Annotated in this window: 24 protein-coding genes; 9 read left to right on the top strand and 15 right to left on the bottom strand. The window is 60.7% G+C overall.

The window, feature by feature from the left end; genetic code table 11:
• Positions 1-16 precede the first annotated feature (16 nt).
• A complete protein-coding gene (locus AC5S27_RS09570; RefSeq protein ID WP_493934340.1) occupies positions 17-1,438 on the bottom strand; it encodes a hypothetical protein in 1,422 nt (473 codons plus the stop codon).
• Between the two features lie 343 nt (positions 1,439-1,781).
• On the opposite strand from AC5S27_RS09570, the gene AC5S27_RS09565 reads away from it, so the two are divergent.
• The 5 genes from AC5S27_RS09565 (at position 1,782) to AC5S27_RS09545 (ending at position 6,303) form a co-directional block, all read left to right on the top strand.
• A complete protein-coding gene (locus AC5S27_RS09565) occupies positions 1,782-3,638 on the top strand; it encodes a bifunctional homocysteine S-methyltransferase/methylenetetrahydrofolate reductase (RefSeq protein WP_493937295.1) in 1,857 nt (618 codons plus the stop codon).
• Positions 3,639-3,688: 50 nt separating this feature from the next.
• A complete protein-coding gene (locus AC5S27_RS09560; protein WP_493934339.1) occupies positions 3,689-3,910 on the top strand; it encodes an exodeoxyribonuclease VII small subunit in 222 nt (73 codons plus the stop codon).
• A gap of 5 nt (positions 3,911-3,915) precedes the next feature.
• Positions 3,916-4,356 carry an ACT domain-containing protein gene (locus AC5S27_RS09555; RefSeq protein WP_493934338.1) on the top strand — a complete coding sequence of 147 codons (441 nt, stop codon included), beginning with the start codon at positions 3,916-3,918 and terminating at the stop codon, positions 4,354-4,356.
• A 70-nt stretch (positions 4,357-4,426) separates the two neighbouring features.
• Positions 4,427-5,527, top strand: coding sequence for a Gfo/Idh/MocA family protein (locus AC5S27_RS09550; protein ID WP_493934337.1), 1,101 nt, complete (start codon positions 4,427-4,429; stop codon positions 5,525-5,527).
• Positions 5,528-5,535: 8 nt separating this feature from the next.
• Positions 5,536-6,303 (top strand): SDR family NAD(P)-dependent oxidoreductase, encoded by a 768-nt coding sequence (locus AC5S27_RS09545; protein WP_493934336.1) that lies wholly within the window; start codon positions 5,536-5,538, stop codon positions 6,301-6,303.
• Positions 6,304-6,497: 194 nt separating this feature from the next.
• Here the strand turns inward: AC5S27_RS09545 and fucP are convergent, their stop codons facing one another.
• Positions 6,498-7,817, bottom strand: coding sequence for an L-fucose:H+ symporter permease (fucP, locus tag AC5S27_RS09540; RefSeq protein WP_493934335.1), 1,320 nt, complete (start codon positions 7,815-7,817; stop codon positions 6,498-6,500).
• 139 nt (positions 7,818-7,956) lie between these two features.
• On the opposite strand from fucP, the gene AC5S27_RS09535 reads away from it, so the two are divergent.
• Genes AC5S27_RS09535 through AC5S27_RS09525 form a run of 3 tightly spaced genes read left to right on the top strand, consistent with a single transcriptional unit; the run spans position 7,957 to position 11,593 of the window.
• The gene (locus AC5S27_RS09535; RefSeq protein ID WP_493934334.1) at positions 7,957-9,138 is read left to right on the top strand and encodes a glycoside hydrolase 5 family protein; all 1,182 of its coding nucleotides are present in this window, start codon (positions 7,957-7,959) and stop codon (positions 9,136-9,138) included.
• Positions 9,135-10,343: a thiolase family protein gene (locus tag AC5S27_RS09530; RefSeq protein WP_493934333.1), complete on the top strand. Its 1,209-nt coding sequence runs from the start codon at positions 9,135-9,137 to the stop codon at positions 10,341-10,343. The genes AC5S27_RS09535 and AC5S27_RS09530 overlap by 4 nt, the downstream gene beginning before the upstream one ends.
• An 8-nt stretch (positions 10,344-10,351) precedes the next feature.
• A complete protein-coding gene (locus AC5S27_RS09525) occupies positions 10,352-11,593 on the top strand; it encodes a glycoside hydrolase family 27 protein (protein ID WP_493934332.1) in 1,242 nt (413 codons plus the stop codon).
• Between the two features lie 64 nt (positions 11,594-11,657).
• On the opposite strand, the gene AC5S27_RS09520 is transcribed toward AC5S27_RS09525, so the two are convergent.
• Positions 11,658-12,116, bottom strand: a complete 459-nt coding sequence (locus AC5S27_RS09520; protein ID WP_493934331.1) for a DsrE family protein — start codon at positions 12,114-12,116, stop codon at positions 11,658-11,660.
• A gap of 908 nt (positions 12,117-13,024) precedes the next feature.
• On the opposite strand from AC5S27_RS09520, the gene AC5S27_RS09515 reads away from it, so the two are divergent.
• Positions 13,025-13,717, top strand: coding sequence for a carboxypeptidase-like regulatory domain-containing protein (locus tag AC5S27_RS09515; RefSeq protein ID WP_493934330.1), 693 nt, complete (start codon positions 13,025-13,027; stop codon positions 13,715-13,717).
• Between the two features lie 122 nt (positions 13,718-13,839).
• Here AC5S27_RS09515 and AC5S27_RS09510 read toward each other — a convergent pair whose 3' ends face one another.
• Genes AC5S27_RS09510 through AC5S27_RS09455 form a run of 12 tightly spaced genes read right to left on the bottom strand, consistent with a single transcriptional unit; the run spans position 13,840 to position 26,153 of the window.
• The gene (locus tag AC5S27_RS09510) at positions 13,840-15,312 is read right to left on the bottom strand and encodes an NADH-quinone oxidoreductase subunit N (protein WP_493934329.1); all 1,473 of its coding nucleotides are present in this window, start codon (positions 15,310-15,312) and stop codon (positions 13,840-13,842) included.
• A complete protein-coding gene (locus AC5S27_RS09505; RefSeq protein WP_493934328.1) occupies positions 15,309-16,844 on the bottom strand; it encodes a complex I subunit 4 family protein in 1,536 nt (511 codons plus the stop codon). The genes AC5S27_RS09510 and AC5S27_RS09505 overlap by 4 nt, the downstream gene beginning before the upstream one ends.
• A complete protein-coding gene (locus AC5S27_RS09500; RefSeq protein ID WP_493934327.1) occupies positions 16,844-18,379 on the bottom strand; it encodes a complex I subunit 4 family protein in 1,536 nt (511 codons plus the stop codon). Before AC5S27_RS09500 ends, AC5S27_RS09505 begins: the two co-directional genes overlap by 1 nt.
• Complete coding sequence (gene nuoL / locus AC5S27_RS09495; protein ID WP_493934326.1) at positions 18,376-20,571, bottom strand: NADH-quinone oxidoreductase subunit L; 2,196 nt, start codon at positions 20,569-20,571, stop codon at positions 18,376-18,378. Before nuoL ends, AC5S27_RS09500 begins: the two co-directional genes overlap by 4 nt.
• A 4-nt stretch (positions 20,572-20,575) precedes the next feature.
• Positions 20,576-20,887: an NADH-quinone oxidoreductase subunit NuoK gene (nuoK, locus tag AC5S27_RS09490; protein WP_493934325.1), complete on the bottom strand. Its 312-nt coding sequence runs from the start codon at positions 20,885-20,887 to the stop codon at positions 20,576-20,578.
• Entirely contained in the window at positions 20,884-21,414 is a 531-nt protein-coding gene (locus tag AC5S27_RS09485) for an NADH-quinone oxidoreductase subunit J family protein (RefSeq protein WP_493934324.1), read from the bottom strand. The genes nuoK and AC5S27_RS09485 overlap by 4 nt, the downstream gene beginning before the upstream one ends.
• A complete protein-coding gene (gene nuoH / locus AC5S27_RS09480; RefSeq protein WP_493934323.1) occupies positions 21,415-22,608 on the bottom strand; it encodes an NADH-quinone oxidoreductase subunit NuoH in 1,194 nt (397 codons plus the stop codon).
• A complete protein-coding gene (locus AC5S27_RS09475) occupies positions 22,605-23,300 on the bottom strand; it encodes a 4Fe-4S dicluster domain-containing protein (protein WP_493934322.1) in 696 nt (231 codons plus the stop codon). Before AC5S27_RS09475 ends, nuoH begins: the two co-directional genes overlap by 4 nt.
• Positions 23,300-24,451, bottom strand: a complete 1,152-nt coding sequence (locus AC5S27_RS09470) for an NADH-quinone oxidoreductase subunit D (RefSeq protein ID WP_493934321.1) — start codon at positions 24,449-24,451, stop codon at positions 23,300-23,302. The genes AC5S27_RS09475 and AC5S27_RS09470 overlap by 1 nt, the downstream gene beginning before the upstream one ends.
• Positions 24,448-25,101 (bottom strand): NADH-quinone oxidoreductase subunit C, encoded by a 654-nt coding sequence (locus tag AC5S27_RS09465; protein WP_493934320.1) that lies wholly within the window; start codon positions 25,099-25,101, stop codon positions 24,448-24,450. The genes AC5S27_RS09470 and AC5S27_RS09465 overlap by 4 nt, the downstream gene beginning before the upstream one ends.
• Positions 25,098-25,724, bottom strand: coding sequence for an NADH-quinone oxidoreductase subunit B (locus AC5S27_RS09460; protein ID WP_493934319.1), 627 nt, complete (start codon positions 25,722-25,724; stop codon positions 25,098-25,100). Before AC5S27_RS09460 ends, AC5S27_RS09465 begins: the two co-directional genes overlap by 4 nt.
• A gap of 57 nt (positions 25,725-25,781) precedes the next feature.
• Positions 25,782-26,153 (bottom strand): NADH-quinone oxidoreductase subunit A, encoded by a 372-nt coding sequence (locus AC5S27_RS09455; protein WP_493934318.1) that lies wholly within the window; start codon positions 26,151-26,153, stop codon positions 25,782-25,784.
• Between the last annotated feature and the right edge of the window lie 32 nt (positions 26,154-26,185).

Genomic DNA, 26,185 nt, shown 5'->3' with positions numbered 1-26,185 from the left:
CACTCACACTTCACCCTTAATAGACGGTGTTGTTGGCGTCGGTGAGGCCGTCCATGTAGGCGACGTCGTAGGCGGTGCCGGTGACGGTGACGTAGAAGTTGTTGATGGCCGAGCCATCGGCGGTTTTGTAGATGTAAACCTGGCCACCTTCGGCGATGTAGACCTTGTGCTGGCCGGTGACTGCGGCGATGCCGGTAAGGTCGCCCTGCCAGGGTTCGAGCATGGTCACCGTGTTGGTGGAGGTGTTGAACATGGTGAGGCAGCCGTAGGGCTGGCCGGTGGCGTAGCGTTCGCCCTGGTTGCAGCGGATGGTGCCGATCCAAAGGGTGTTGTCGTCGGCGAGGATCATGCGGGTGCGCTGGCCGGGCGCCCCGTCACTGACGGAGATGGGGGCCGCTGCGGTGTTGTTGGTGAGATTGACCAGGGTCAGGTTGCCGGCAAAGAGGCCATCCGGCATGAGTTGCTGACCGAGGACGTACATGGTGTTGCTGTCGACCAAGGCGTTGCTGGCACCGCCGGGAGTCAGGATCTTTGTCGGCGATGTGGGCAGCGTACCAGCCTGTTGGCCGCTTTGCAGGATGATGGGACCGGTGGGCAAGACGGTGACGGAAGCGGTGGTGCCGCCGCACTCGGGGCCGCAGTTCAAGATGTAGGCTGAGCTGCCGTCAGCGGAGAAGATTGCCTTCACGGGTCGATCAAAGGTGAGAGGGGTACCGCTTGCGTCCTGAGCCTGGGCGAGGCACATGCCAGGCAGATTCTGGGGTTCGCAGTCGATGTAGGGGGCGGGCCAGGTGTGGTTGGCGAGATAGTAGGCGCCGAGCGAGATGGACTCTGCTGACTGGAGTTTGCGGGGGTAGTAGGCGTAGTTGGAATTCTCTACGAAGGCCAGCATGACGGAGCCGCCGGGGTTCATGGAGACTTTGTAGACACCGGGGAGTCCGAGAGAATATTGCTTGCCAGCGGCTTTATCGACCACCGTGACGGTGTGTGTCTGCTGACTGGCGGCGATGACATAACTCTGACTGCGTGAGACGAAGATGCTTGAGGAGAGGCTGCCGATGGAGGCGATGCTGCCGGAGACGGCTTCCTTCTGGTAGTTGATCAAGCTGTAGCTGCCATCGCCCGAACCATAGACGGCACCGACCTGCTCTTCGGGCATGTTCTGAATGGTGACGGGGAGCGCTCCGCTGTATCCAGTGATGCTGAAGGAGGGGATGGTGTCGTTGTAGTTTTGGCGAATGTCGTAGTAGGCATCGACGAACTGAAGCAGGCCCTTGCTGGCTACGCTGGGATTCTGAATGGCGATGAGGACGCGGTTGGCGATGCCGCTAGGGGGCAAAATACGCCCTGCAAAGTAGTAATTATTCCCGCAGCCCGCCAGTAAACCTGCGGTCACCAGTGCCGCCAGGGCGGAAATCACGAGACTTCTTTTCTTCAAAATCCTGTACCTCAATTAAACGAGCTGACTGGCAAAGTATAACAAAGCGGAGCGGTGTCATTTCCGGGTAGCGGAAGTTGACGGCGTCGCACCGCATTGCTTCTTGGTTGGACGCGGCTGGGGCGGAAGGGATAGGCGGGCGGGGCGACGCAAGAGCAAAAGCATATTCCCTTCGGGAATGACAACCAAAAAGGCAAACGCTCAAAGTACTGAGCCAACCTACTGCGCCAACGACATGGGGTTCGAAACGCGGTAGCATGTGTTTATCGTGGCTATTGAGATGGGGAACGCGCAGAAACTAAAAGATATCTTTGCCGGAAGGCCCGTGCTCTGTGATGGGGCGATGGGGACGGTGCTCTATGGGCGCGGCGTGTTCATCAACCGCTGTTATGACGAGCTGAATTTGTCAGACCCGGCACTGATTCTGGCGATTCATGAGGAGTACCTGCAGAGCGGGGCGGAGATCCTGGAGACGAACACGTTTGGGGCGAACCGGTTCCGGCTGGCGCGGCATGGGCTGGCGGAGCGGACGACGGAGATCAACATTGCCGGGGTGCGGCTGGCGCGCGAGGCTGCGGAGCACTTGAAGGACAAGCAGGCTGGGGATGCGTGGGTGGCTGGGTCGGTGGGGCCGCTGGGGGTGCATCTGGAGCCGCTGGGCAAGACCAGCCTGGGTGAGGCACGGGCGGCATTTGCGGAGCAGATTGCCGCGCTGGCCGGGGCGGGCGCGGACATGCTGATGATTGAGACGATGCCGGCGCTGAACGAGGCTCGCGAGGCGCTGCTAGCGGCGAAGGAAACAGCGCCGGAGTTGCCTGTGTTCGTCATGGTGACGGTGGATGACGATGGAAATTGCCTGGACGGGTCTACTCCGGAGCATGCCGCGGCGCTGCTGACGGAGTGGGGCGCGGACGGGATTGGCTGCAATTGCTCTACGGGGCCGGCTACGGTTTTGACTGCGATTGAGGCGATGCGCGGGGTGACTTCCCTGCCCCTGGTGGCGATGCCAAACGCGGGCATGCCGCGGGCGATTGAGGGGCGGAATATCTATTTGTGTTCGCCGGAGTACATGGCGAGCTTTGCCCGGAAGGCGATCAAGGCTGGGGCGCAGTTTGTGGGCGGGTGTTGCGGGACGACGCCGAACCATATCCGGGCGATGAAGTCGGCGATTCGGGCGATTGATGCGCAGACCCGGAACGAGACGCGTAGCCAGGGGACGTCTGCTGGAGTTGAGTTTGTCGGGAAGGTTACGCCTGCTTTGAATGCTGAGGTGCAGCCGGCTCCGCTGGCGGCGCGGTCGCGGATCGGGGCGCTGCTGGCGGAGGGGACGTTTGTCTCGCTGGTGGAGATTGTGCCGCCGAAGGGGATTGACTGCATCAAGGAGATCGAGGGAGCGCGGCTGCTGGCTTCGCTGGGGGTGCATGCGATCAATGTGCCGGACTCGCCGCGGGCTTCTCCCCGGATGAGCGCACAGAGTCTTTGCATCCAGATTCAGCAGCATATGGGGATTGAGACGGTGCTGCACTACACGTGCCGCGACCGGAATGTGCTGAGCATCCAGAGTGATTTGCTAGGGGCTTCTTCGATCGGGCTGCGGAATGTGCTTTGTTTGACGGGTGATCCGCCGAAGTTGGGGAACTATCCGGATGCTACCGCGGTCTTTGATGTGGATGCTATCGGGCTGGTGAACATTGTCCGGCGGCTGAATCATGGGCTGGATATTGGCGGGAATCCGATTGGGGCTTCTACGGGGTTCACGATTGGGGTTGCGGCGAATCCTGGGGTGCCGGATATTGAGCAGGAGTTGCGGCGGTTTGCGTGGAAGGTGGAGGCTGGGGCGGAGTATGCGATTACGCAGCCGGTCTTCGATCTGCGGCTGCTGGAGACATTTTTGCGGCGGATTGAAGAGTTCCGGATTCCGGTGATTGCGGGGATCTGGCCGCTGACGAGTTTGCGGAATGCTGAGTTTATGCGGAATGACTTGCGGGTTTCGATGCCGGAGGCGGTGATGCTGCGGATGGCGCAGGCGGAGTCGCCTGAAGCGGCGCGGCTGGAGGGCGTGAAGATTGCCCAGGAGATGCTGACCGAGGCGCGGCCGATGGTGCAGGGTGTGCAGGTGAGCGCTCCGTTTGGGCGGTATGCGCTGGCGGCCGAGGTGATTGCTTCGGTGCTGCCGGAGACTACGCAGCCTTCTCGGTAACGAATTTGCGATAACGGATTTAGGGTTCGGGTTAGGAGCAGTTTGGGCTTATGGCCAAGTTTGAGGAGTCGCTGAAGAAACTGGAAACGATTGTGGCGCAACTGGAGCAGGGCGATCTGGCGCTGGAAGAGTCGCTGAAACTGTTTGAAGAGGGCGTCGGGCTTTCGGCGGCTTGCAAGCAGGAGCTGGACGCGGCTGAGGGCAAGGTGCAGATGCTGGTGAAGCAGCGGGATGGGAGCCAGAAGCTGGAACCGTTTGCGACGGAGAACTAGGTGGAATGGCGGGTCTGACGGACCTTTCTGCGATGTTGGCTGGGCTTGATCCGGAGCTTTTGCGGGGAGAGTTCGTCTTCTGTTCCCTGCCCGCTGCATCTCTTGTCGATGCTCTCGTGCTTGAGCCGCTCGGGACGTTTTTTGAGCCGGAAGGGTTGAGCTTGATCCTGCACAGGGAAATTGCGGAGGCTCGCGGAATGCAATTTGACCTTGTGCTGCGATGCATTACGCTCCATATTCATTCCGATCTGGCAGCGGTGGGGCTGACGGCTGCGGTTGCTATGCGGCTGACCGAGGCTGGTATCAGCGCGAACGTGATTGCCGGTTTCTATCACGATCATTTGTTTGTGCCGGCGCCAGACGCCGATCGAGCGATGCAGGCTCTGCGGGGCTTGCAGGCCGAGGCGATTCAGTCTCGTGGAAAGAGTTCGACAACAGTTGTCTGACAGGCGCTTGCTTCAGGATGTATGATTTCGGAGTTAACGCTAACGTTGCTGACCGGAAGCTTTCCTGACTATGACTGATGCTGTTGCAAGTTTGAATTCCTTGCCGTCCCTGGAGCATGAGACTTTCGGATTTACGCCGCGGCCGATTGTTTCGATTGGCGCGGGCGGAATTGTGCATGACTCGCACCTGCCGGCGTATCGCAAGGCGGGGTTCCCGGTATCGGCGCTGATTGACCCAAACCTGCAGAAGGCGGGGGATCTGGCTGCGCAGTTTGGGATTGCAAACACCTATGCCTCGATTGCCGAGGCGCTGCCGAAGCTGCCTGCTGAGGTCATCTATGACGTGGCGGTGCCGGCGAGCGCGATCTTGAAGGTGCTGCCGCAGTTGCCGGATGGCGCGGCGGTGCTGATCCAGAAGCCGATGGGGGAGACGCTAGCGGAAGCTGTGGCGATCGAGAAGCTTTGCCGGGAAAAGGGGCTGACGGCAGCGGTGAACTTTCAGCTGCGCTGGGCTCCGGTGATGAAGAAGGCGCGGGAGATGGCGTTGGCCGGGGCGATTGGCGACGTGCACGATATGGAAGTGCATGTGAGCTGCTTTATGCCGTGGGATCTGTGGAGCTTTCTGGCGACGTGTCCTCGGCTGGAGATTCTGTATCACAGCATTCATTACGTCGATCTTTGCCGGGCGTGGTTTGGGAATCCGAAGCGGGTGCTGGCGAAGACGGTACGGAATCCGCTGTCGCCGAAGCTCGCGGCGACGCGCAGCGTGATCATTCTGGAGTACGACGACTGGAAGCGGGTGAGTATCTCCGCGAGCCATATGCATACGTACAACGGGACGCAGCGGAGCCAGGTGACGTGGGAAGGTACGGAGGGCGCGCTGGAGGCGATTATGGGCGTGAACCTTGACTACCCGACGGGCAAGCCGGACCGGCTGCGGTTTGCGAAGCGCGATCCTGAGGGCAACAGCGACTGGGAGGTTGTGCCGACGGAAGGCAACTGGTTCCCGGATGCCTTTATTGGTTCGATGGGGTCGCTGCAGGCTTTTGTCTGCGGGGCTTCCGACGAGTTGCCAACGCGGGTAAGCGATGCGCTGGATACGATGCGCACGGTTGAGGCGGCTTATATTTCGAGCGAGTTGGACGGGCAGGCTTTGCCCGATGTTGGATAAGGACCGGAATGACTTCATTGACTGACAATGCTTTTCGTTTGGATGGTCTTCATGCGCTGGTAACTGGTGGCGCTAGCGGGATTGGCGAGGCTACGACCAAGGAGTTGGTGCGGGCTGGGGCGTTTGTTTATATCGCGGACATAAATCTTGATGCGGCTGAGGCGCTGGCTACTTCGGTGGGCAATGCCAAGGCTGTGCGGATGGATGTGACTTCGCCGGAGTCGATTGATCTGGCTGCGAACCAGCTGTTGCAGCTGGACATTCTGGTGAACAACGCCGGCATTGGGCATGTGGGGTCGATTGCTACTACGGTTGCCGAAGACTTCGACAAGCTGATGAATGTGAATGTGCGCTCTGTTTATCTGGTCACGCAGCGGCTGTTGCCTTTGTTGCTGGCCAGCCCGGCTAAGGGTGCGATTGTGAACATTGGGTCGGTCGCGGGACAGATCGGGATCAAGCAGCGGTTTGCGTATTGCACGAGCAAGGGCGCGGTGCTGGCGATGACGCGGCAGGTTGCTGTGGAGTATGCAAAGGAGCTGCGGGTGAATGCGATTTGTCCTGGGACGGTGGAGACGCCGTTTGTCGAGGGGTATCTCGATAGGTACCACGCGCATGAGAAGGAAAAGATTCGCGAGGAGCTGAAGGCTCGGCAGCCGATGGGACGGTTGGGGCAGCCGGAGGAAGTGGCTTCGATGGTGCGGTATCTGGCTTCGCGCGAGGCTGGGTTTATTAGCGGGTCGCTGTTTACGCTGGATGGGGGATGGACGGCGGCGTAAAGGCAGGGAACAGGGTTTAGGGAACAGGGATCAGGAAACAGGGTTTAGGGAATAGGGTTTAGGGAATAGGGTTTAGGGAATAGTAAAAGCGGATTCCCTTCGGGAATGACAAACAAAAAGACGGGGGCGGCGCTTTAGCGCTGCCCCTTTTTGTTTTGACTGCCGCTTTGTCTTCGCTGCTACTTTGTGATTCGTTATGCGTCTACGTCGATTGGTTTGGGTTGGGAGAAGAGGAAGGCGTAGATGGCAACTAATGCGAAGCAGACGCCGGGTACGAAGTAGGAGACTGCGATGTCGGGTAGTTTGCCCATGATGGGTGGGATGGCTGCTCCTCCGATGATGGACATGACGAGGATGGAGCCTGCTGTCTTGGTGCGGGTGCCGAGGCCTCGGATGCCGAGCGCGAAGATGGTTGGGAACATCATGGACATGAAGAAGGACATGAGCAGCAGGCACCAGACGCCGAGCCATCCGGGATGGAGCGCGACTACAGCGACGAGCGCTGTGTTGATGACGGCAAAGATGCCGAGCAGTGTGTGTCCGGAGATAACGCGCAGGAGGGCGCTGGAGGCAAAGCGGCCGGCGGCGACGGCAGCGAGGCAGCCGGTGAGCCAAAGGCTGGCGCTGCGTTCGGCGGTGCCTGTGTAGTGGTGGACGTAGGAGATGAGATAGCTCCAGACGCCGACCTGGGCACCGACGTAGAGGAACTGCGCGACGACAGAGGAGACGAAGTGGCGGCGCTTCCAGACGGGGCGCGAGTGGTCGCGCTCGAGCGTGGCGCGGGAGTAGTCCAAGCCGCCGTGCGGGAAGGGTGTGCGAGCGATGAGCAGGGCCCAGACGAAGACGACGGCTCCGATGACGATGTAGGGCACGACGACGCGCAGGGTTTCGGAACGGAGATAGTCCTGGTAGGTGTGGGCGGCCTGCATGGCGGCGATCTGGTCGGGTTTGAGTTCGATGCCGGAGAAGATGAACTGGCGCCCGATGAGGACGGCGGTGATGCTGCCGAGGGGGTTGAAGGCCTGGGAGAAGTTGAGGCGGCCCTCGGAGCTTTCAGGATCGCCCAGCTGGACGATGAAGGGACTGGCGGCGGTTTCAAGGAAGGCCAGGCCGCTGGCGATGACGAAGAGCGCGGTGAGGAAGAACCAGTATTGGCCGACCATGGCGGCGGGCCAGAAGAGGCAGCAGCCTATGCCGTAGAGGACGAGGCCGGTGAGGATGCCCGCCTTGTATCCGACACGGCGCATGAGCAGGCCGGCGGGCAGGGCGAGCAGGAAGTAGCCCATGTAGAAAGCGAATTGTACGAGGCTTGCTTCAAAGCGGTTGATCTCGAACGACTTCATGAACTGCGGGATGAGGATGTCGTTGAGGTTGTTGGGAATGCCCCAGAGGAAGAAGAGCGCGGTTACCAGGATGAATGGAAGGAAGCGGCCTGCGGGTACGAGCGGCTGTTTGATGCCTGAGTGCTTTGATGATGTGCTGCCGGATACGGTGCTGGGTCCGCTGATATTCAACTGTTGCTCCCTTGCATGGATGCGGCTGCTTAACCGCTAACTTCGCCATCGTACTCAATCGAGTGTTGGGTTGGCTATGGTATTCTCCGCGAGGCTGGTGAAAACCAGAGAACGTTTCCATTTATCGGAGTAAACGCCTATGTCCCGTCTTGTGTTGCGCCGCTTCCCTACCCTTGCTTTGCCGCTAATTTCTTTTGTAGCGGGTGCTGTTTTATTGGTGTATGGTGCGGCTTCTGCTGGGGCGCGCGAGCGGTGGACTCCGGAGCAGGCGAAGACGTGGAGCGCGCATCAGGCGTGGGTGACGGGCGGGAATTTTCTGCCTTCGAATGCGATCAACCAGCTTGAGATGTGGCAGGCGGATTCGTTCGATCCGGTGACGATTGATCGCGAGCTGGGTTGGGCTGAAGGTGTGGGGATGAAGACGATGCGGGTCTTCCTGCATGATCTGCTTTGGCAGCAGGACCCGGAAGGGTTTACGAAGCGCATCGATATCTTCCTGGGCATTGCGGCGAAGCATCACATCAAGCCTGTGCTGGTGTTCTTCGATTCGTGCTGGGATCCGTATGCGAAGCTAGGGCCGCAGCGGCCGCCGATACCTGGAGTGCATAACTCGGGATGGGTGCAGAGCCCGGGGAAGATTGCGCTGATGGATCCGGCGCAGGAGCCGCGGCTTGAAGGGTATGTCAAAGGCGTGATTGGCAAGTTTGCGAATGACGACCGGATCTATGCGTGGGATCTTTGGAACGAGCCGGACAACACGAATGGCAATGAGTATCACCGGCAGGAGCCAGCGGGCAAGGTCGAGCGCGTTGGGGTGCTGCTACCGAAGGTGTTTGCATGGGCCCGGTCGGTGAATCCGAAGCAGCCGTTGACGAGCGGAATCTGGCAGGGGGATTGGTCGAGTGTGGAAACGATGAATCCTGTGGGGAAGATTCAGGCTACGGAGTCGGACATTATCTCGTTCCATAACTATGGGTGGCCGGAAGAGTTTGAGATGAAGGTGGAGCAGCTGGAGAAGCTGGGGCGGCCTCTGCTGTGCACGGAATACATGGCGCGCGGGGCGGGCAGCACGTTCGATACGATTCTGCCGATTGCGTGGAAGCATCATGTGGGCGCGATCAACTGGGGCCTGGTGGTTGGCAAGAGCCAGACAAATCTGCCGTGGGACTCGTGGACGCGGCCTTATGTGTTGGAGCAGCCTACGCTGTGGTTCCACGATGTGTTTCGCGCAGATGGTACGCCTTATCGATTGCGTGAGGCGGAGTTGCTCAAGGAATACAACTCGAAGTATTTGATTGCAGCACAGGGGTTATTAAGATGAAGCCGGTTTATATTGCTGCGTATCACCAGTCGAAGTTTGGCAAGCTGTTGGCGATGACGCAGGAGCAGATGATTGTTGCTGCTGTTGCTGGTGTTTGCGCGGAGATCGGTGTTACGCCGGAGCTGCTGGACTCGGGGTCGATTGCTGCAGCTTGTAACTTTTCGCTGCACAGCCAAGGGCTGATGGCGGGCTTGCTGGCGGGTGTGCCGGGGATGGCTGCGAAGCCACTGGAGGCTGTGGAGAATGCCTGCGCTTCGGGTGGACAGGCGGTGCTTTCGGGGATCTACAAGCTGCAGGCTGGGATTGGCGAGACGGCGCTGGCTGTGGGCATTGAGAAGATGCGCGACGATGAAGGGCGCGCGGATGGCAAGCGGGTTGGCGAGGCGCTGGGGTACTTTTCTGATCCTGCGGAGAGGCCGGGAAAGACGTTTGTTTTTCCGCATATCTTTGCGGAGATCATGCAGCTCTACATGCAGACTTACCAGGTGAGCGAGGCTGACCTGGCGCAGATTGCGGTGCAGGAATACGCGAATGCGCGAAGCAATCGTTATGCGCAGATGAAGGTGGAGCTGACGCTGGAGCAGGCTACTACGATTGGCGGGATTAATCGTTACTTGGTCGAAGGGTTGCCGTTGAAGACTTACGACTCTTCGCAGATTACCGATGGATATGCGGCGCTGATTCTGGCGACGGAAGAGGGGCTGGCGAAGCTGGGCGTGGACAAGCGCGACTGCGTGCAGATTGCGGGATGGGGGCAGGCGGTTGATCCGCTGCAGAAGGATCAGCGCAATGTGCTGGCGCCGCCGGGAGCGTATCGCGCGATGGGCTCGGCGTATGCGATGGCTGGGGTGACTCCGGGGGATGTGCAGGTGGCGGAGATTCATGACTGCTTCACGGTGATGGCGGCGCTGGGGACGGAGATTATCGGCAAGGCGCGGCCGGGGTGCGGAGCGGCGTACTGGGCTGCTGACGCGAATGTGCATTGTGGAATCAATACTTCGGGTGGGTTGATTGCCAAGGGGCATCCGGTGGGCGCTACGGGGATTGCGATGATTGGCTGGGCGGCTTGGCAGCTGCTGGGGAAGGTGCCGGCGGAGTTGCAAGTGAAGGGCGCGGAACATGCGGCTACGTTCAATATCGGCGGGCCGGTTTGTGCTTCGGTTTGCACGGTGCTGCGCGGACCTCAGTTAGTGCTGACGCGGTAGTTTCATTCTTGATTGAACACATCTTGCAAGAAAAGAGTTTTATGCTCATGACTGTCCGTCGTTCCATGTCTCTTCAACTTCTGGGAGTGGTTGCAACTTCCTTGATTGCTCTTGCATGTCCTGCTGCGCGTGGGCAACAAAGTGGTATTGCAGCCACGCCGCCGATGGGCTGGAACAGTTGGAATCACTTCGCCGCCAAGGTTACGGATGCTGATGTGCGGTCAGCCGCGGATGCCATGGTGGCAACCGGCATGCGGGATGCCGGGTATGTCTACGTCAATATCGATGACGGATGGGAAGCAGGACGCGACGCTGAGGGCAATATCAAGGCGAACAGCAAGTTCCCTGACATGAAAGCTCTCTCCGATTATGTTCACTCGAAAGGGCTGAAGCTGGGCATCTACTCTTCTCCGGGAGCTAAGACCTGCGCGGGATATGAAGGTAGTCTTGGACATGAAGAGCAGGATGCCAAGACCTATGCCGAATGGGGCGTCGATTACTTAAAATATGATCTCTGCAGTTACAGAGATGATATGAAGCTGCACGACCCCGGCATGGACCCTAAGATAGCGTACGCGATGATGAAATCGGCATACAAGAAGATGCATGAGGCCCTGGTAAGTACGCATCGACCGATTCTTTATAGCCTTTGCCAATATGGCGTTGCGTCGGTATGGGAGTGGGCGCCCGAGGTTGGAGCGAACACCTGGCGGACTACGGATGATATCAGCGATTCCTATCGCAGTATGGCGCTGATCGGCTTCTCACAAGCGGGGTTGGAGAAGTTTGCAGGGCCCGGACATTGGAACGATCCGGACATGCTGGAGATTGGCAATGGCGGTATGAATGCCGATCAGTACCGGACGCAGATGAGTCTCTGGTCCATGCTGGCCGCGCCGCTGCTTGCTGGCAACGACCTGTCCAAGATGGATGAGACGACGAAGGGCATCCTGATGAACAAGGAAGTGATCGCGGTTGATCAGGACAAGCTTGGGGTTCAGGCCACTCGTGTAGGGCCGCCGCAGATCTGGGTAAAGCCGTTAAGCGGCGGCGCGAAAGCGGTTGCGATTTTCAACTACGTGACGGATGACGTGGCGGAGCCTATGACGCTGCGGCTGAAGGATGTTGGCATTATGGGGCCGGTCCACGCGCGGGATCTTTGGGCGCACAAGGATCTGGGGGTTCTGCACGATTCTTATACTGTCATCGTGCCTCAGGGTGGGGTTGTTATGCTTCGTTTGTGGCCATAGATGGCGACTAGCAGTTGCGGGATCACGTTTCCACCAAGCTGATTATAGGTGCTCCGAAGTAAAGCTATTCTGTGATCACGTGGTCTGCCCACTCGATGAGCGATACGAATATCGTCGGGTTACCGTACTTCGCGCCGTAGTTGGCTAGGTCTGCTTCGGTGACGCCCCTGGCGCGCGAGCACGCTCCGCAGGCGTAGATCTGGATATGTTTGGCGGCGACTTTCTCCATCGTCTCGCCCAGGGGCGGCCATCCGACCGGCGTGACTGCGTTGGCGAGGGTTTTTCGCATCAGCGAAACTGCTTCTCCCAGCAGGAAAATCTGGACCTGGTGCCCTGCTTCGGCCAGTGCCAAGCCATGCAGGAAGGGGAAGGCTGCTTTGGTTGGGTCATCGGAGCCCCAGGCGCTCTTCATTGCTATCTTGAGGGTCTTGCGGGAGGACTGCCCCTCCAGAGGACGGCCGGCCATCACCAAAGGCAGAGCGGCCAACTGTGCCAATCTTGTCAGAAATAGACGACGCCCCATTAGGTTTCTCCTTTGGGGGCCATCTTATATCAGGACCATTCTCTGAAATAGCTTTGAGGGAATTTAGTCGAGAAAAGATGGCAATCGAGAGACGCCGAAAATGCGAGAGCGAGGCGGGGATAGTTGACTGGCATTCCTTTCTGAACGGGAGTGGGGTCGTGAGAAGTTTACATTGATAGGCTCAGATGATTTGGTAACTCCGCGATTGCAGAAGAATGTGGAAATCTATCAATACAAGCTAACTTGACATTCGGCTCGCGCCTGCGCAATACTCGCGTCGTATGCACAAACAAGAGAGAAGCGTCGACTTTACGACGAGGAACACCACGCAGACAAATTACCCACAGGACAAGCCTCAACGCGGTCCTAAAGTCCAGACTGGTAGCATCGGGCTACTCATACTACTTACGATTGCGTGCTTCGCCCCAACATTATTGGCGCAGCGGCTTGGTCCAACCAAGAACGCGCCAACTGGGATACTGACAGGCCATGTTTACTTTGCCGACAGCAATGCTCCTGCTCGCTTTGCCACGGTCATGATCGAGCCCGCCAAGGAGATAGAAACTTACCAGTCCGACGGAAAAGATCAAGGAATTCATGCTGTATCCGCGCAAACTTTACTGGACGGTTCGTTCCTCATGCCAAAGGTAGCTCCGGGAACTTACTACGTCGTGGCATCCGCGCCTGGATATGTCTCCGCATTTGCCGCTCTTGGGGAATCTCTGGCTTCGCTTCAGAATCCGGACAACGCACTTAAGGAAAAAATCGCAAAGTTGATTCCACGAGTTACTGTGCAGGCGAGTCTTCCTTCGAGCATGGATATTCGTTTAGAGCGGGGTGCAACCATCAGCGGGGCTGTGCGTTACGACGATGGCAGTTCTGCAAGTGGCCTGCAGGTGCATCTGCTCATGAAACAGAAGAAGGTTAAGGATCAGAAAGAAGGTTGGGTTCCGATTGCTGTGAACGGCTTTTTGAACAGCCAGAGAGCGGAGACAGATGATCAGGGAAATTATCGTCTCACTGGCTTGCCTGCGGGGGAATATCTCGTTCAGATTGACCTGAGTCTTACAGTTACGCAGTACAACATGTCGAATAATGGAAGCGGCACGGCCAATGAGTTGCAATACTCCCTGCCTGTTTTCAGCGGCGGCGCGTTTCGACCGAAAGACGGAACTCCCCTAGTGCTGAAGCTCGGCGATCAGCAAGCCGGCGAAGATATTCAAGTTCCGCTCAGTAAGATTCACAGTGTGAGCGGCATGATTCTTGCTGCTCGCGATGGCCATATCGTCAACAGCGGTAATGTTGCACTGCTGAACGCTGACGATCAATCCGAAGTGGCGACAACGAGGCTGAAGAAGGATAGCACTACGTTTGCCTTCACCTTCGTTCCAGAAGGAGACTATATCCTCAGAGCTACCGGGGCTAAAGATGTTGACTTTGAGGAGATCTTTTTCCCGCCTGGAACCTCGCCGGTTTCTTATACCAAGGAACATCCGCTTCACGCATATGGAACTGCGGACATGACTGTGCATGTCGGAGGCGACACTAGTGGACTGACCCTCTCAGTTCCAGAGGCCTCTACCACGCAAACGGCGAAGTGAAGAGGGTAAGCCTCCATTATTCCCTCGTGATACGAGTGAGGTGCGTTGAATTCTCCACAAATCTCATAAGGGCAACTACCTTCTATTCGAAGAAGGCAAATTTGGATTGGTTTTCTGAGTGGTCAGCCCAGCGGAATCCAGCTGGAGAGCGCGCCTGGGAGGACTCCCAGGACCAGGACTGCGGCTGCTATCAGGACCAGCGTGATGTATTCGACTGCTGAGACTTGTAGTGGCTCGGGCTGGGTGGGTTTTAGGACGTAGATGCGTTTCAGGACTTGCAGGTAGTAGTAGAGAGAGATGGCGCTGGCGGCTAGGGCGGCGGCTACGAAGGCCAGTCCCCAGGGGGTGGCGGCGGGGGCGGCGAGGACGGCGGCGAAGAGGTTGAACTTGGCCCAGAAGCCTACCAGTGGAGGGATGCCGGCGAGGGATAGCAGGAGGATGAGCATGACCGCTGCCAGCAGGGGGTTGCGCTGGCTGAGGCCTGCGAACGCGTCGAAGCGGTCGCTTCCAGTAGTGCGCTCGACGATGGCAATGACGGCGAAGGCTCCTACGGTGGTGAGGGCGTAGGTGAGCGCGTAGTAGAGGACGGCTGCGCCGGCGCGGGGGGTGTTGGCGGCGATGCCGAGGAGCATGTATCCGGCGTGGGCGATGGCGGAGTAGGCGAGCAGGCGGCGGACGCTGGTCTGGGCGAGTGCGCCGAGGTTGCCGAGGACTATGGAGGCGGCGGCCATGGTTAGCAGGAGGACGGTCCATGCGGAGCCGTTAGCGCTGTCATGTCCGACGATGCTGGTGGTGACTGAGACCAGCAAGGCGAAGCTGGCTACTTTTGAACCTGAGGCGATGAGCGCGGTGACTGGTGCTGGTGCTCCCTGGTAGGTGTCCGGTGCCCAGAGATGAAAGGGTACGGCGGCGACTTTGAATCCCAGGCCTGCAGCGACGAGGACGAGAGCGACGATGGTGAGTGGGAGGGTTTCACCGGAGAGCGGCAGGGTCATCAACGCCAGGTTGGTGGTGCCGGTAATGCCGTAGAGATAGCTGAAGCCGAAGAGCATGAAGGCTGCGGACATGCCTCCGAAGAGGTAGTACTTGAGGGCGGCTTCGGCGGAGGTGGCGGAGGACTTGGTGAAGGCGGTGAGGACGTAGAGGGAGAGGCTGAGGAGTTCGAGCGCGACGAAGATGATGAGCAGGTCGCGGGCGGCGGTGACCAGCATCATCCCGGTGGTAGCGAGCAGGACGATGGTGACGAATTCGCCGGGGTTGCGGGTGAATTCGACCTTGATGCTGAGGAGGAGAACGAGCGCGGTCAGGAGCAGGATGCCGATCTGGGCGGCGGCTACGAGCGGGGTGGCTACGAGGGCGCTGGCGGCGAAAGTGGCGTGTTGGGGCGTGGCTACGAGGAAGAAGACGGCGAGCAGTGAGGCGAGAACGCCGAGGATGCAGGCGGTGGTCATCCGCGCTTTGCGCGTGCTGTTGCGGAGGAAGCCGAGGTCGGCGATGAGGATGAGGAGCGAGGCTACTTCGAGGATCGTCTCGGGGAGCGTGATGCGGAAGAGGCCGGTGTAGTCCGCGGCTGTCTGCAAGGATTGCAGGATCATGGGCGGCCTCCGTTGATGAGCGCGTGGGGCAGGGCCTGGACGGCGGGGTGGATGGCGTCAAGCAGGATGCGCGGGTAGAGACCGATGAGGAGGCTGGTGCCGGCGAGAAGGAGGACTCCGGTGCGCTCGGGCCAGGTGATGGGCTCGAACTCATGGTGGGCATCGTTCGGGACTTCAGTCGCGGCTACGGGCGCGTCGCTGAAAAAGACTCTTTGCATAGCGCGCCAGGTGTAGGCGACTCCGACGACGATGCCGATGCCGGCGATGATGGCGAACCAGGGGAAGGCGCTCCATGCGCCGATGAGCACCTGCACTTCTGCAACGAAGCCGCTGAAGCCGGGCAGGCCCATGGACGCCATGCCAGCGATGACGAAGAGCCAAGCGGCGAAGGGCATGGTCTTGTTGAGGTTCATGGTGCTGAGGGCGTTGAGATCGCGGGTGTGGGTGCGCTCGTAGACGATGCGGCCGACGATGGCGAAGAGCAGCCCGGCGAGGACGCCGTGGGAGAACATCTGGAGGACGGCGCCGTCGATGCCGATCTGCGAGAGGGTAAGCAGGCCGAGGAGGACGAGTCCCATATGGCTGACGCTGGAGTAGCCGATGACGAATTTGAAATCGTTCTGGATGAGAGCGACGGCGGCGCCGTAGACGATGCCGATGACGGCGAAGAGGGCGAAGAGGGTGCGCCAGGAGTCGATGCCGAGGAAGGAGAATCCCCAGGGGTCGAGGCCGTGCGGGAAGAGGGTCATGGCGACGCGAAGGCAGCCGTATGCACCGAGCTTCATGACGACTCCGGCGAGGAGCATGGAGGCGGCGGTGGGCGCGGCGACGTGGCCGGTGGGCGCCCAGGTGTGGAAGGGCCACATACCGGCGAGGATAGCGAATCCGGTGAAGACGAGCGGGAAGGCCCACATCTGGAAGCTCACCGGGAAGTCATGCTGGGCGAGCTGAGTGAGGTTCATGGTGGTGCCGCCAGCCTGGGCGTAGGCGGCGAGCAGGCCGATGAGGACCATGGCGGAGCCGGCGAAGGAGTAGAGGGCGAGCTTCATGGCTCCGTACTCGCGGCGGGGGGAGCCCCAGATGGCGATGAGGAAGTACTTGGGGACGATGGCGATCTCGTAGAAGACGAAGAGGAGGAAGAGGTCGGCGGAGAGGAAGACTCCGTAGACGCCGCCGATGAGGGCGAGGAAGAGGGCGAAGAACTCGCTGGGCCTCCCGGGTTCTTTGTCGCTGATGTTCCACGAGAAGAGGATGCCGGCGACGGCGGCGAGGCCGGTGAGGACGACGAGGACCTGGCTTATGCCGTCGGCGACGAGGGTGTAGTGGATGCCGAGCGATGGGACCCAGGGGAGGTCGGCGATGGGGATGGCTGTGACTTGCCCGCGTGCGGAGAAGAAACCGGTGAGGGCCACTGCGAGTCCGGCGAGGGCGATGAGCAGGGCGAAGACGCGCGCGGAGGCGGCCCAACTGCGGGGCCAGAGGCCGAGGGCGACGACTCCTGCGAACGAGAGGTAGATGGTGTAGGCGAGCATCAGAAGTTCCACCCCGCGATGAGGTGCGTGGCCAGGGTGTTGACCGGGTTGAGGATGAGGCCGGGGGCGAGGCCGAGGACGAGCATGAGGATGAGCGCAGGCGCGACGACGAGGCGCTCGGCGGTGGTCATGTCGGGGAAGCTGGCCCAGCGGTCGGGTAGTGGGCCGGTGAAGACGCGCTGGATGACGGTGAGGATGACGGCGGCGGTGATGAGCAGGCCGAGAACGGAGATGGTGGCGGGCAGCCAGGCGAGGGGGAAGACTCCGCGGAAGATGAGAAACTCGCTGACGAAGCCGTTGAGGCCGGGCAGGCCGAGCGAGCTGAAGAGCGCGATGCCCATGAGGCCGCAGAAGACAGGGGCGGGTTTGCGGAGGCCGCCGAAGTTGTCGAGATTGAGATTGCCGCTTAGGTTCCCGCCTGAGCGTTCTTCCAGCATGCTGAGGAACCAGAAGATGACAGCGGCGGTCAGGCCGTGGTTGAACATCTGGAGCACTACGCCGTCGAGGGCGGCGGTCTGGGTGAGGGTGCTTGCGCCGTTTGCGTTAGGGATGGCGATGGCAAAGATGGCGAGCAGGCAGTAGCCGAGGTGGTTGATGGAGGAGTAGGCGAAGATGCGTTTCAGGTCGCGCTGGCGGACGGCTGCCCAGGCTCCGGCGACTACGGTGAGCGTGGCAAGGGCTAGCAGCGGTGTGCGGACCTGGGCTAATTGTTGGCCGAAGATGGGCAGGGCGAGGCGCAGGAGGCCGTAGACGCCCATCTTGGACATGGCTCCGGTGAGCAGCATGGTTACTGGTGTTGGGGCTTTGGAGTAGGTCGCGGGGAGCCAGGTGTGGAACGGCATCAGCGGGACCTTGACGGCGAAGCCGAGGACGACGGCGAGGGCCAGCCAGAGCGAGATGGGGCCTAGGTGGCCGTTGATCGCGGTGATCAGTTCGCCGTTTGCGGCTTTCTGTGCAAGGACTAAGAAGTCCATGGCGCCGGTGCTCAGGTAGAGCGCGAGGAAGGCCAGCAACAGCGCCACCGACCCGACCATGGTGTAGACGAAGAACTGGGTCGCGGCGGGGCCGCGGCCTTCTGCTCCCCAGAGCTTGATGAGGAAGAAGGCGGGGATGAGGGAGAGTTCCCAGAAGAGGAACCAGTGGAAGAAATTGAGCGCGGTGAAGGTACCGAAGAGGCCGGACTCCAGCAGCAGGATGAGGCCGAAATAGAGGCCGGGCTGGGTGATGGCGACTTTCGCGTTCGGGCGCGAGGCGGCTACGGCCATGAGCGTGACGATGGCCGAGAGCAGGAGCATGAGGGCGCCGAGGCTGTCGACGGCGAGGTGGTATTCGATGCCGACGCCGGGGACCCAGTCGGCGCGCTCGATGAAGTGCATCAGGCCGTCGTGACCAGTGGCGGTCCAGATGTAAACGCTGAGGGCGAGCGAGGCCAAGGCGGTGATGACTGCGACGATGCGGGCGCGGCTGCCGCTCACGAGCGCGATGAGGCCGCCGGCGACGGGCAGTGCTGTGAGGATGCTTAAGACCGGAGTCATAGGCGCACCTGCCCGATGGCTGCGGCGATGAGGAAGGCTAATCCAGCCAGGACGATGACGCCGACGCCGAGCATGCGGAGGTAGCCGGGTGCGCGGCCGGCCTGGAGCCACGCGAGTACGCCGCCGGTGGTGACGAGTTCTTCGCAGCCCTTGTCGAAGGTGCCGTCGATCCACTGCGAGTCCACCGATTTGTTGAACCAGCCGAGGCCACGGAAGCTGGCGGATACGGCGGAGACGATGCCTCCCCAGAAGCGGCGGTCGAGCCAGTCGGAGAACCATGCGAGGCCCGCGTACCAGCGGATGACGGTGGCGGCGTAGAGCTCGTCCCAGTAGAGGCGGTGTGCCAGCCAGCTCCAGATTGTGGGGGCGGCGGTTTCGAGGACGTCTTTGATTTCGTGGTGGCCTGGTATCGGTTCGTCGCCGTGCTCGCTCTTGTGGTGATGCTCAGGGGCGTTGGCTGGTGCTTCGATGGGTTTACGGCCGTAGAGAAACCAGCCAAGGCCGAGGCCTGAGAAGACGAGCAGCGAGGAGCCGATCATGAGGGCGGCCATGGCGGGTTCGACTTCGGGGGTGATGGCTTTACTTTCGATGAGGCTGGCGAACCATGGCCAGTACGGTGTGCCGATGGCTCCGAGGGCGATGGCGAAGAAGGCGAGGATGGCGAGTGGCGCGGTCATGACGCGCGGGCTTTCGTGCGGCGTGCCGTGGCCGCGCCATGGTCCGAAGAAGACGTAGAGGACCTGGCGGGTCATGTAGAAGGCGGTGAGCAGTGCGCCGATGAGCAGGAGGATGAATGGGCCTTTGGAGAGCGGCCAGTTGTGGGCTGCGCCGAGGATGGCGTCCTTGCTCCAGAAGCCGGAGAAGACGAGCGGGAAGCCGCTGAGGGCGAGCATGCCGATGGAGTAGGTGAGGAAGGTTACGGGCATGGTACGGCGCAGGCCGCCCATGTGGCGGATGTCCTGCTCTTCATGGCAGCCGTGGATGACGGAGCCTGAGCCGAGGAAGAGCAGCGCCTTGAAGAAGGCGTGGGTGATGAGATGGAACATGCCGATGGCGAGGCCGCCGGTGGCGAGGCCGACCATCATGTAGCCGAGCTGCGAGACGGTGGAGTAGGCGAGGATGCGCTTGATGTCGTTCTGGGCGACGGCGACGACGGCCCCGAAGAGCGCGGTGAGTGCTCCGACCCAGGCGACTACGGTGAGTGAGATGGTGGTGCTGCCTGGGGCGGCACCTGCGCTCATTAACGGATACACTCGGGCTACTAGATAGACGCCGGCTGCGACCATCGTTGCTGCGTGAATCAGGGCGGAGACGGGTGTGGGGCCTTCCATGGCGTCGGGCAGCCAGACGTGGAGTGGGAGCTGGCCGCTCTTGCCTGCGGCTCCCGCGAAGATGAGCAGGCCGATGGCCGTGGCTGCGGTGAGGCCGATGGCTCCGTGTTGGTTTAGCAGCGTGACGATCGCGGCTGGTTCGATGGCTCCGAGACCGCCGTTGTAGAAGAGCGTGGTGCCGGTTTGCGCGAAGAGCCAGACGATGCCGAGCAGGAAGAAGATGTCGCCGATGCGGGTGGTGAGGAAGGCTTTCTTGGCGGCGGCTGCGGCGGAGGGTTTGTGGTACCAGAAGCCGATGAGGAGATAAGAGGTGAGGCCGACGATCTCCCAGCACATGAAGAGGAGTAGCAGGCTGTTAGCGATGATAACGCCGAGCATGGCTCCGGCGAAGAGCGAGAGGAAGCAGAAGAAGCGGGTGAAGTTTTCGTCATGCGCCATGTAGCCGGTGGAGTAGATGAAAATGAGCAGGCCGACGAAGGTGACCATGACCAGCATCACTGCTGCGAGCGGGTCTAGGAGCCAGCCGAGTTGGAGCGATGCGGAACCGAGGTCGAACCAGTTGAAGTTGACGACTTCGCGGGTGTTGGCGCCCAAGCCCCAGATGTAGAGAACGTGGATGAAGGCGGTGACGGCGAGAATCAGTGAGCAGGCGAGGCCGCCGATGGCCAAGGTCGCGGCGGTGCGCTTGCGAGGCTGCTTCAACAGAGCGATCAGCCCCGCTGCGAGCATCGGAATGGCGGGAATGAGCCAGAGATTGCGTGATGCAAAACTTGAACCGTAGCCGTCGATCATATTGCTCAGGTCAATGGGGACTGAGTTCTGCGCAAGACTGTGGATGAGGGAGAGCGCGTGGAGCATCATTCGGCTATCCCTTCATCCGCGTCATGAGGTCGAGGTCGGTGGTCTTGCTGTGGCGGTGCCAGGCGATGACCAGGCCCAGGCCTACGGCTGCTTCGGCGGCGGCGACGGCGATGGAGAAGATGGCGAACATGAGTCCGGTGAAGAGCTCGGGGTGGGGGCCGAAGCGCCAGAAGGCGATCAGGTTTAGATTGGCGGCGTTGAGCATGAGCTCGATGCCGATGAGGACGAGGATCGCATTGCGCCGGGTGAGGGCGATGGCGAGGCCGATGGCGAAAACGAGCGCTGCGAGCAGGAGAAAGGCGGAGAGCGGGGTCATTCGGTAGCTCCCTTCCCTGCTGGCTTTGACTTCGCTTCAGGCATGGCTACGATGACTGCGCCGATGAGCGCTACGGTGAGCAGGATGGCGATGATTTCGAGCGGGAGGACGTATGCGCCCATGAGGGACTGGCCGATGGTCTGGACTGAGATAGCCGGGGCCGCGCTGGCTGCGGTCGCGGGGATGCTGCGCAGGATGCTCCAGCCGAGCAGGGCGAAGATGGCGGCGGCAAGGATGAGGCCGAGCAGCCAGTTGCCGGAGTAGGTGCGGAGTTCGCTCGTGCTGGCGCCGCGGGTGAGCAGGATAGCGAAGACGACGAGGATGGCAACGGCGCCGATGTAGACAAGGATCTGGACGAAGCCGGCGAACTGGGCTCCGAGTTCGAGGTAGAGCAGTGCGAGGCCGGCGAAGGTGACCGAGAGACTGAGCGCGCAGTGAATGATGTTACGTAGCAGCGCTGCGGCGAGCGCGCCGGCGACGGTGACCACTGCGGTGAGCAGGAAGAGGATGCTGATGCCGAAGATCATCTAGGCACTCTCCTGGTCGGCGTAGCGGTAGGTTCTTGGGCCGAGCTTCTGGTGGCGCATGAGGACGCGGCCCAGTGCGATGTAGGCGACGAGCAGGACTGCTGCGCAAATTATCCAGCGCAGGACACCGTCTCCGAGGAAGCGCCATGCTCCGGCGACTACGAGATTGAGCAGGGCCATGGGCAGCATGAACTTCCAGGCGAAGTTCATGAGCTGGTCTTGACGGAGGCGGGGCATGGTGCCGCGCAGCCAGATGAAGAGGGCGATGGCTCCGAAGAGCTTGGCGAAGAACCACAGCCAGGACGGGATGAATTCGAGGAAGGAGAACGGCGCGCCCCAGCCGCCGAGGAAGAGCGTGATGGCGAAGCCAGCGATGGAGAGCATGCCGAGGTATTCGCCGAGGAAGAAGAGGGCGAACTTGAAGCCGGAGTACTCCGTGAAGTAGCCGGCGACAAGCTCCGATTCGCCTTCGGGCAGATCAAAAGGAGACCGATTGGTCTCGGCCAGCGCAGCAATGGTGAAGAGCAGGAAGCCGGCGAATCCCCAGGGTGTGAAGACGTACCAGTGGGGGAAGATGCCGGTGAAGCCACTTTGCGCTTCTACGATCTTCACGGTCGAGAGCGAGCCGGTGATCATGACGGCGACGACGGCGGAGAGCAGTAGCGGGACTTCGTAGCTGATCATCTGCGCGACGGCGCGGATGGCTCCGAGGAGGGAGTACTTGTTGCGGCTGGACCAGCCGGCCATGAAGATGGACAGCTCCGTGGACGCGCCGATGGCGAAGAAGAACAGCAGGCCTGCGTCGAGGTTGGCGAGGACCATGTTGCGGCCGATGGGCAGTACCGCGAAGCCGAGGAAGACGGCGACGACGAGCACGATGGGCGCGAGGAAATGCACGAGGCCGTCGGCGGTGAATGGGACGATGTCTTCCTTGGTGAGCGACTTGATGCCGTCGGCCATGGGTTGCAGGATGCCGAGCGGTCCGACGCGGTTGGGGCCGAGGCGGTTCTGCATGCGGCCGAGGCCTTTGCGTTCTAGGACGGTGGTCACAGCGAAGATTCCGGGGAATGCGGCGACGATGCCGATGACGGCGAGGAAGATCATCACGAACGGCTGCAGGGGCGCGGGGAAGAAGCCCGCGATCCAGTGCTGGAGCGTGACGAAAATCTGGTCGAGTTGAGGAGCGAATTTCACGCGCCGGGCTCCTTTGCTGGAGCTACGGGTGCTGCAGCTTCGGGCTTTGGTGCAGGCGCGGCAACTGGTGCTGCTACGGCTGGCTTTGGCGCTGCTGCCGCTGCTGCGGCTTTGGCGGCTGCGGCTTCCGCGGCGGCCTTAGCTTTGGCTTCTGTCTTGGTTTTTTCTTCGGCCAGGGCCGCATCCACCGCAGCGGCTTCCGTTGGGTGAATCTGGTTGTAGTATTCGTTCGACTTCGAGAGTTTGCTGCGGTCGAGGAGCAGGCCGCCGAAGCGGTCGTCGGTGCTCAGCTCGAACTGCGTGTCCATCTTGATGGCTTCGAAGGGGCAGACTTCGACGCAGATTTGGCAGCTCATGCAGACGGAGATGTCGATGTCGAAGCGCGTCGGGTAGTTTTGCGGCTTGCCTACGTAATCAGGCTTCTTATCCGCGCTCTTGGTGATGTAGATGCACTTGGGCGGACATTCTTTTTCGCATATCTGGCAGGCTACGCAGCGCAGTCCGGCGAGCTTCGAGGCTTCATCGGTGCCGGGGCCGTCGAAGATGAGGAATGGGAAGTCGCGCGTGTTCTCGATGGGCGCGATGCGCTCTTCGGGATACTGCACGGTGGTCATGCGGTCTTTGGAGACGAAGCTGCCGGCGAAGTTTTTCGCTGTTTCGGCCAGCCCTTTGAGCATTCCTTCGCCTAGCATCAGCGGTCCACCTCTCCGAGCACGATATCGACGCTGCCAAAGGTGAGCACGACATCGGCTACATTCTGCCCGAGACACATGTCTTCGAGGATGGTGAGATTGATGAGCGAGGGCGGGCGCACGCGGTAACGATAGGGGTTGCCGGTGCCGTCGCTGATGAGGTAGAAGCCGAGTTCACCCTTCGGCGCTTCAATGCGGCCGTAAGCCTCGCCGGGCTTGGGACGGAAGCCACGCGGCTTCGACTTGGGATCGATGATGGGCCCAGCGGGAATCTGCGGGAGGGCCTGCTTGAGGATGCCGATGGACTCGCGCATTTCGAGGACGCGGATCATGTAGCGGTCATAAATGTCGCCATGGTCGCCAAGCGGCACGCGGAAGTTGAAGCGGTCGTAGATGCCGTAGTGATCAACCTTGCGGATGTCGTAGTTGACGCCGGCGGCGCGCAGCATGGGGCCGGTGACGCCGGCGTTGATGGCGAGATCGGCGGGCAGGATGCCAACGCCCTGAGCGCGGGCCATGAGGATTTCGTTCGAGGTGAGCAGAGCTTCGGTCTCATCGACGAAGCGCGGCAGCTCATTGACGACCACAGCCACGCGCTCCAGCCATCCGGCGGGCAGATCGACGCGGCAGCCGCCGAAGCGCATGTAATTGCACATCATGCGCGAGCCGGTGAGCTGTTCGAAGAGGTCGAGAATTTTTTCGCGCTCGCGGAAAGCGTACATGAGCGGTGTGCCGCTGGCACCCATCTCCTGCATGAGGAAGCCGATGGCGCTGGCGTGATTTTGAAATCGGGTGAGCTCGGCGGTGATGACGCGGATGTACTCGGCGCGCTCGGGGACTTCAAAGCCGTGGAGCTTTTCGACGGCGAGGGCGTAGGCCCAGTTGTTGGTGAGGGAGCAGAAGTAATCGAGGCGGTCGGTATAGGGCATCGACCCGAGATAGCTGGCTTTTTCGGCGATTTTCTCGTGGTTGCGATGCAGGTAGCCAAAGACGGGCTTGAGACGGACGACACGTTCGCCGTCCAGGGCCACGTCCATGCGGAAAACGCCATGGGTGGACGGGTGATGCGGCCCCATGGCTACTTCGAGCAGCTCATCGCCTTCTTCAGTTACTTCGAGAACCGGTGGCCGGTAGCTTTGGAAGGCGCTCATGCGGTCGCCCCCGTTGCAGCTTGATGCTCTTGCGCGCGCTTGAGGACTTCGTCGTGCGGCGTGGGCTCATACTCGTAGTCGTCGGGATCGACGTAGTCGCGGCGCATGGGGTGGTCTTCGTATTCGTCCCACATGAGGATGCGGCGGAGGTCGGGATGGCCGGTGAAGACGATGCCGAAGAGATCGAAGATTTCGCGTTCCTGGAACTCGACGGACCGCCAGACGGGCGTAAACGAAGGGACTGTCACCTGATCGGTGCGGTTCGTGGTGCGCATGCGGAGGACGACCGGGGTAATGCTGCCGGTCTTGTTGTGTGCGCCGAGCTTCATCGAATAGAGATGATAAACAGCTTCGAGGTAGCCTGGCTCGATGCGTTTGATGGTCTCTTCGACAGGGGTTTCTACGCCATCGACAAGCTTGGTGGGCTTCACCTTTTCGGTGATCTCTTTGTCTGGCCAGTCGACGCCGGTGGCGTTCGAGCAGTAGTCGAATTGCAACTGGTCGCGGAGGAAAATGGCGACGGTTAGGGCGTCGGCGTGAGCGAGCAGCAGTGAGTGCTGCGCGGAGACGCTGGGGTTGAGGATGAGCTCCACGCCGGCGCTGGGCAAGGCTGTTTTGATTGCTGCGAGTACCTCTTCGGCCGTCATCATCCGCGAGATTCTCCTGCGGGAGCCGGCAGCGGCCAGACGAGGCGGTTTACGGGCGGTTCGAGGTCATGTGCGCCCTGCACCGGAATGGGAAATTCACCCTGCGCTTCAGCGTCGAGGTGACGCGGGCGATCTACGCCGGTCAGCGGTTGCGCATCGATCTTGGCCTGCAAGGTCATGAAGGCGTGAATCAGCGCTTCCGGGCGCGGAGGGCAGCCGGGGATGTGGACATCGACGGGGATGTAGCGGTCGATGCCTTTGAGGACGTTGTAGCCCTGCTTGAAGGGGCCGCCGGAGATGGCGCAGGCGCCCATGGCGATGACGTATTTTGGCTCGGCCATCTGGTTGTAGAGCCGGACGACCTGCGGGGCCATCTTCTTGGTGATGGTGCCGGAGATGATCATGAGGTCGGCCTGGCGGGGTGAGGGGCGGAAGACTTCCGCGCCGAAGCGGGCGAGGTCATAGCGGGCCATGGTTGTGGCGATCATTTCGATGGCGCAGCATGCGAGGCCGAACTGCATGGGCCAGACAGAGTTCTTACGGCCCCAGTTGTAGATTTCGCCGATGGTGGTGGCGACGATGCCCTGCTTGCCGAGTTCGATCTTGAGACTCTCTTCGACTGCCATTTGCCACCCTCTATGTAACGTGAGACCGCACAATCAAACCCAAACGAACATCCAAAATCAGGCCCAGGTAAGGACGCCTTTGGCCCAGGCCCACGCAAGGCCCTCGGCGAGGAGAAGTACAAAGACCAGCATGGAGACGCAGGCTCCAACGCCCAGTCCGGTAAAAGCCACCGCGAACGGCAGCAGAAAGATTGCTTCCACGTCGAAGATGAGAAAAATGATCGCGTACAGGTAATAGGAAGACCGGAACTGCACCCAGGCATCCCCCCTGGACTCCAGCCCGCACTCGTAAATAGCGTTCTTGATCGCGTTCGGCTTGGCGGGCGAAACGAGCCGGGCCCAGAGCCAGGCGAGGCCCAGAGGAGCCAGGCCAAAGCCGAGCGCGGCCACGAATAAAACGGCCAGCGGGAGGTAGGGATTAGACGCCATGGTTTGTCGCAAAATTGCTACACCGATACGGT

The sequence above is a fragment of the Acidicapsa borealis genome, assembly GCF_059115245.1.
The sequence above is the reverse complement of the archived record's forward strand: the minus strand, read 5'-3'. Positions and strand labels throughout refer to the sequence as shown.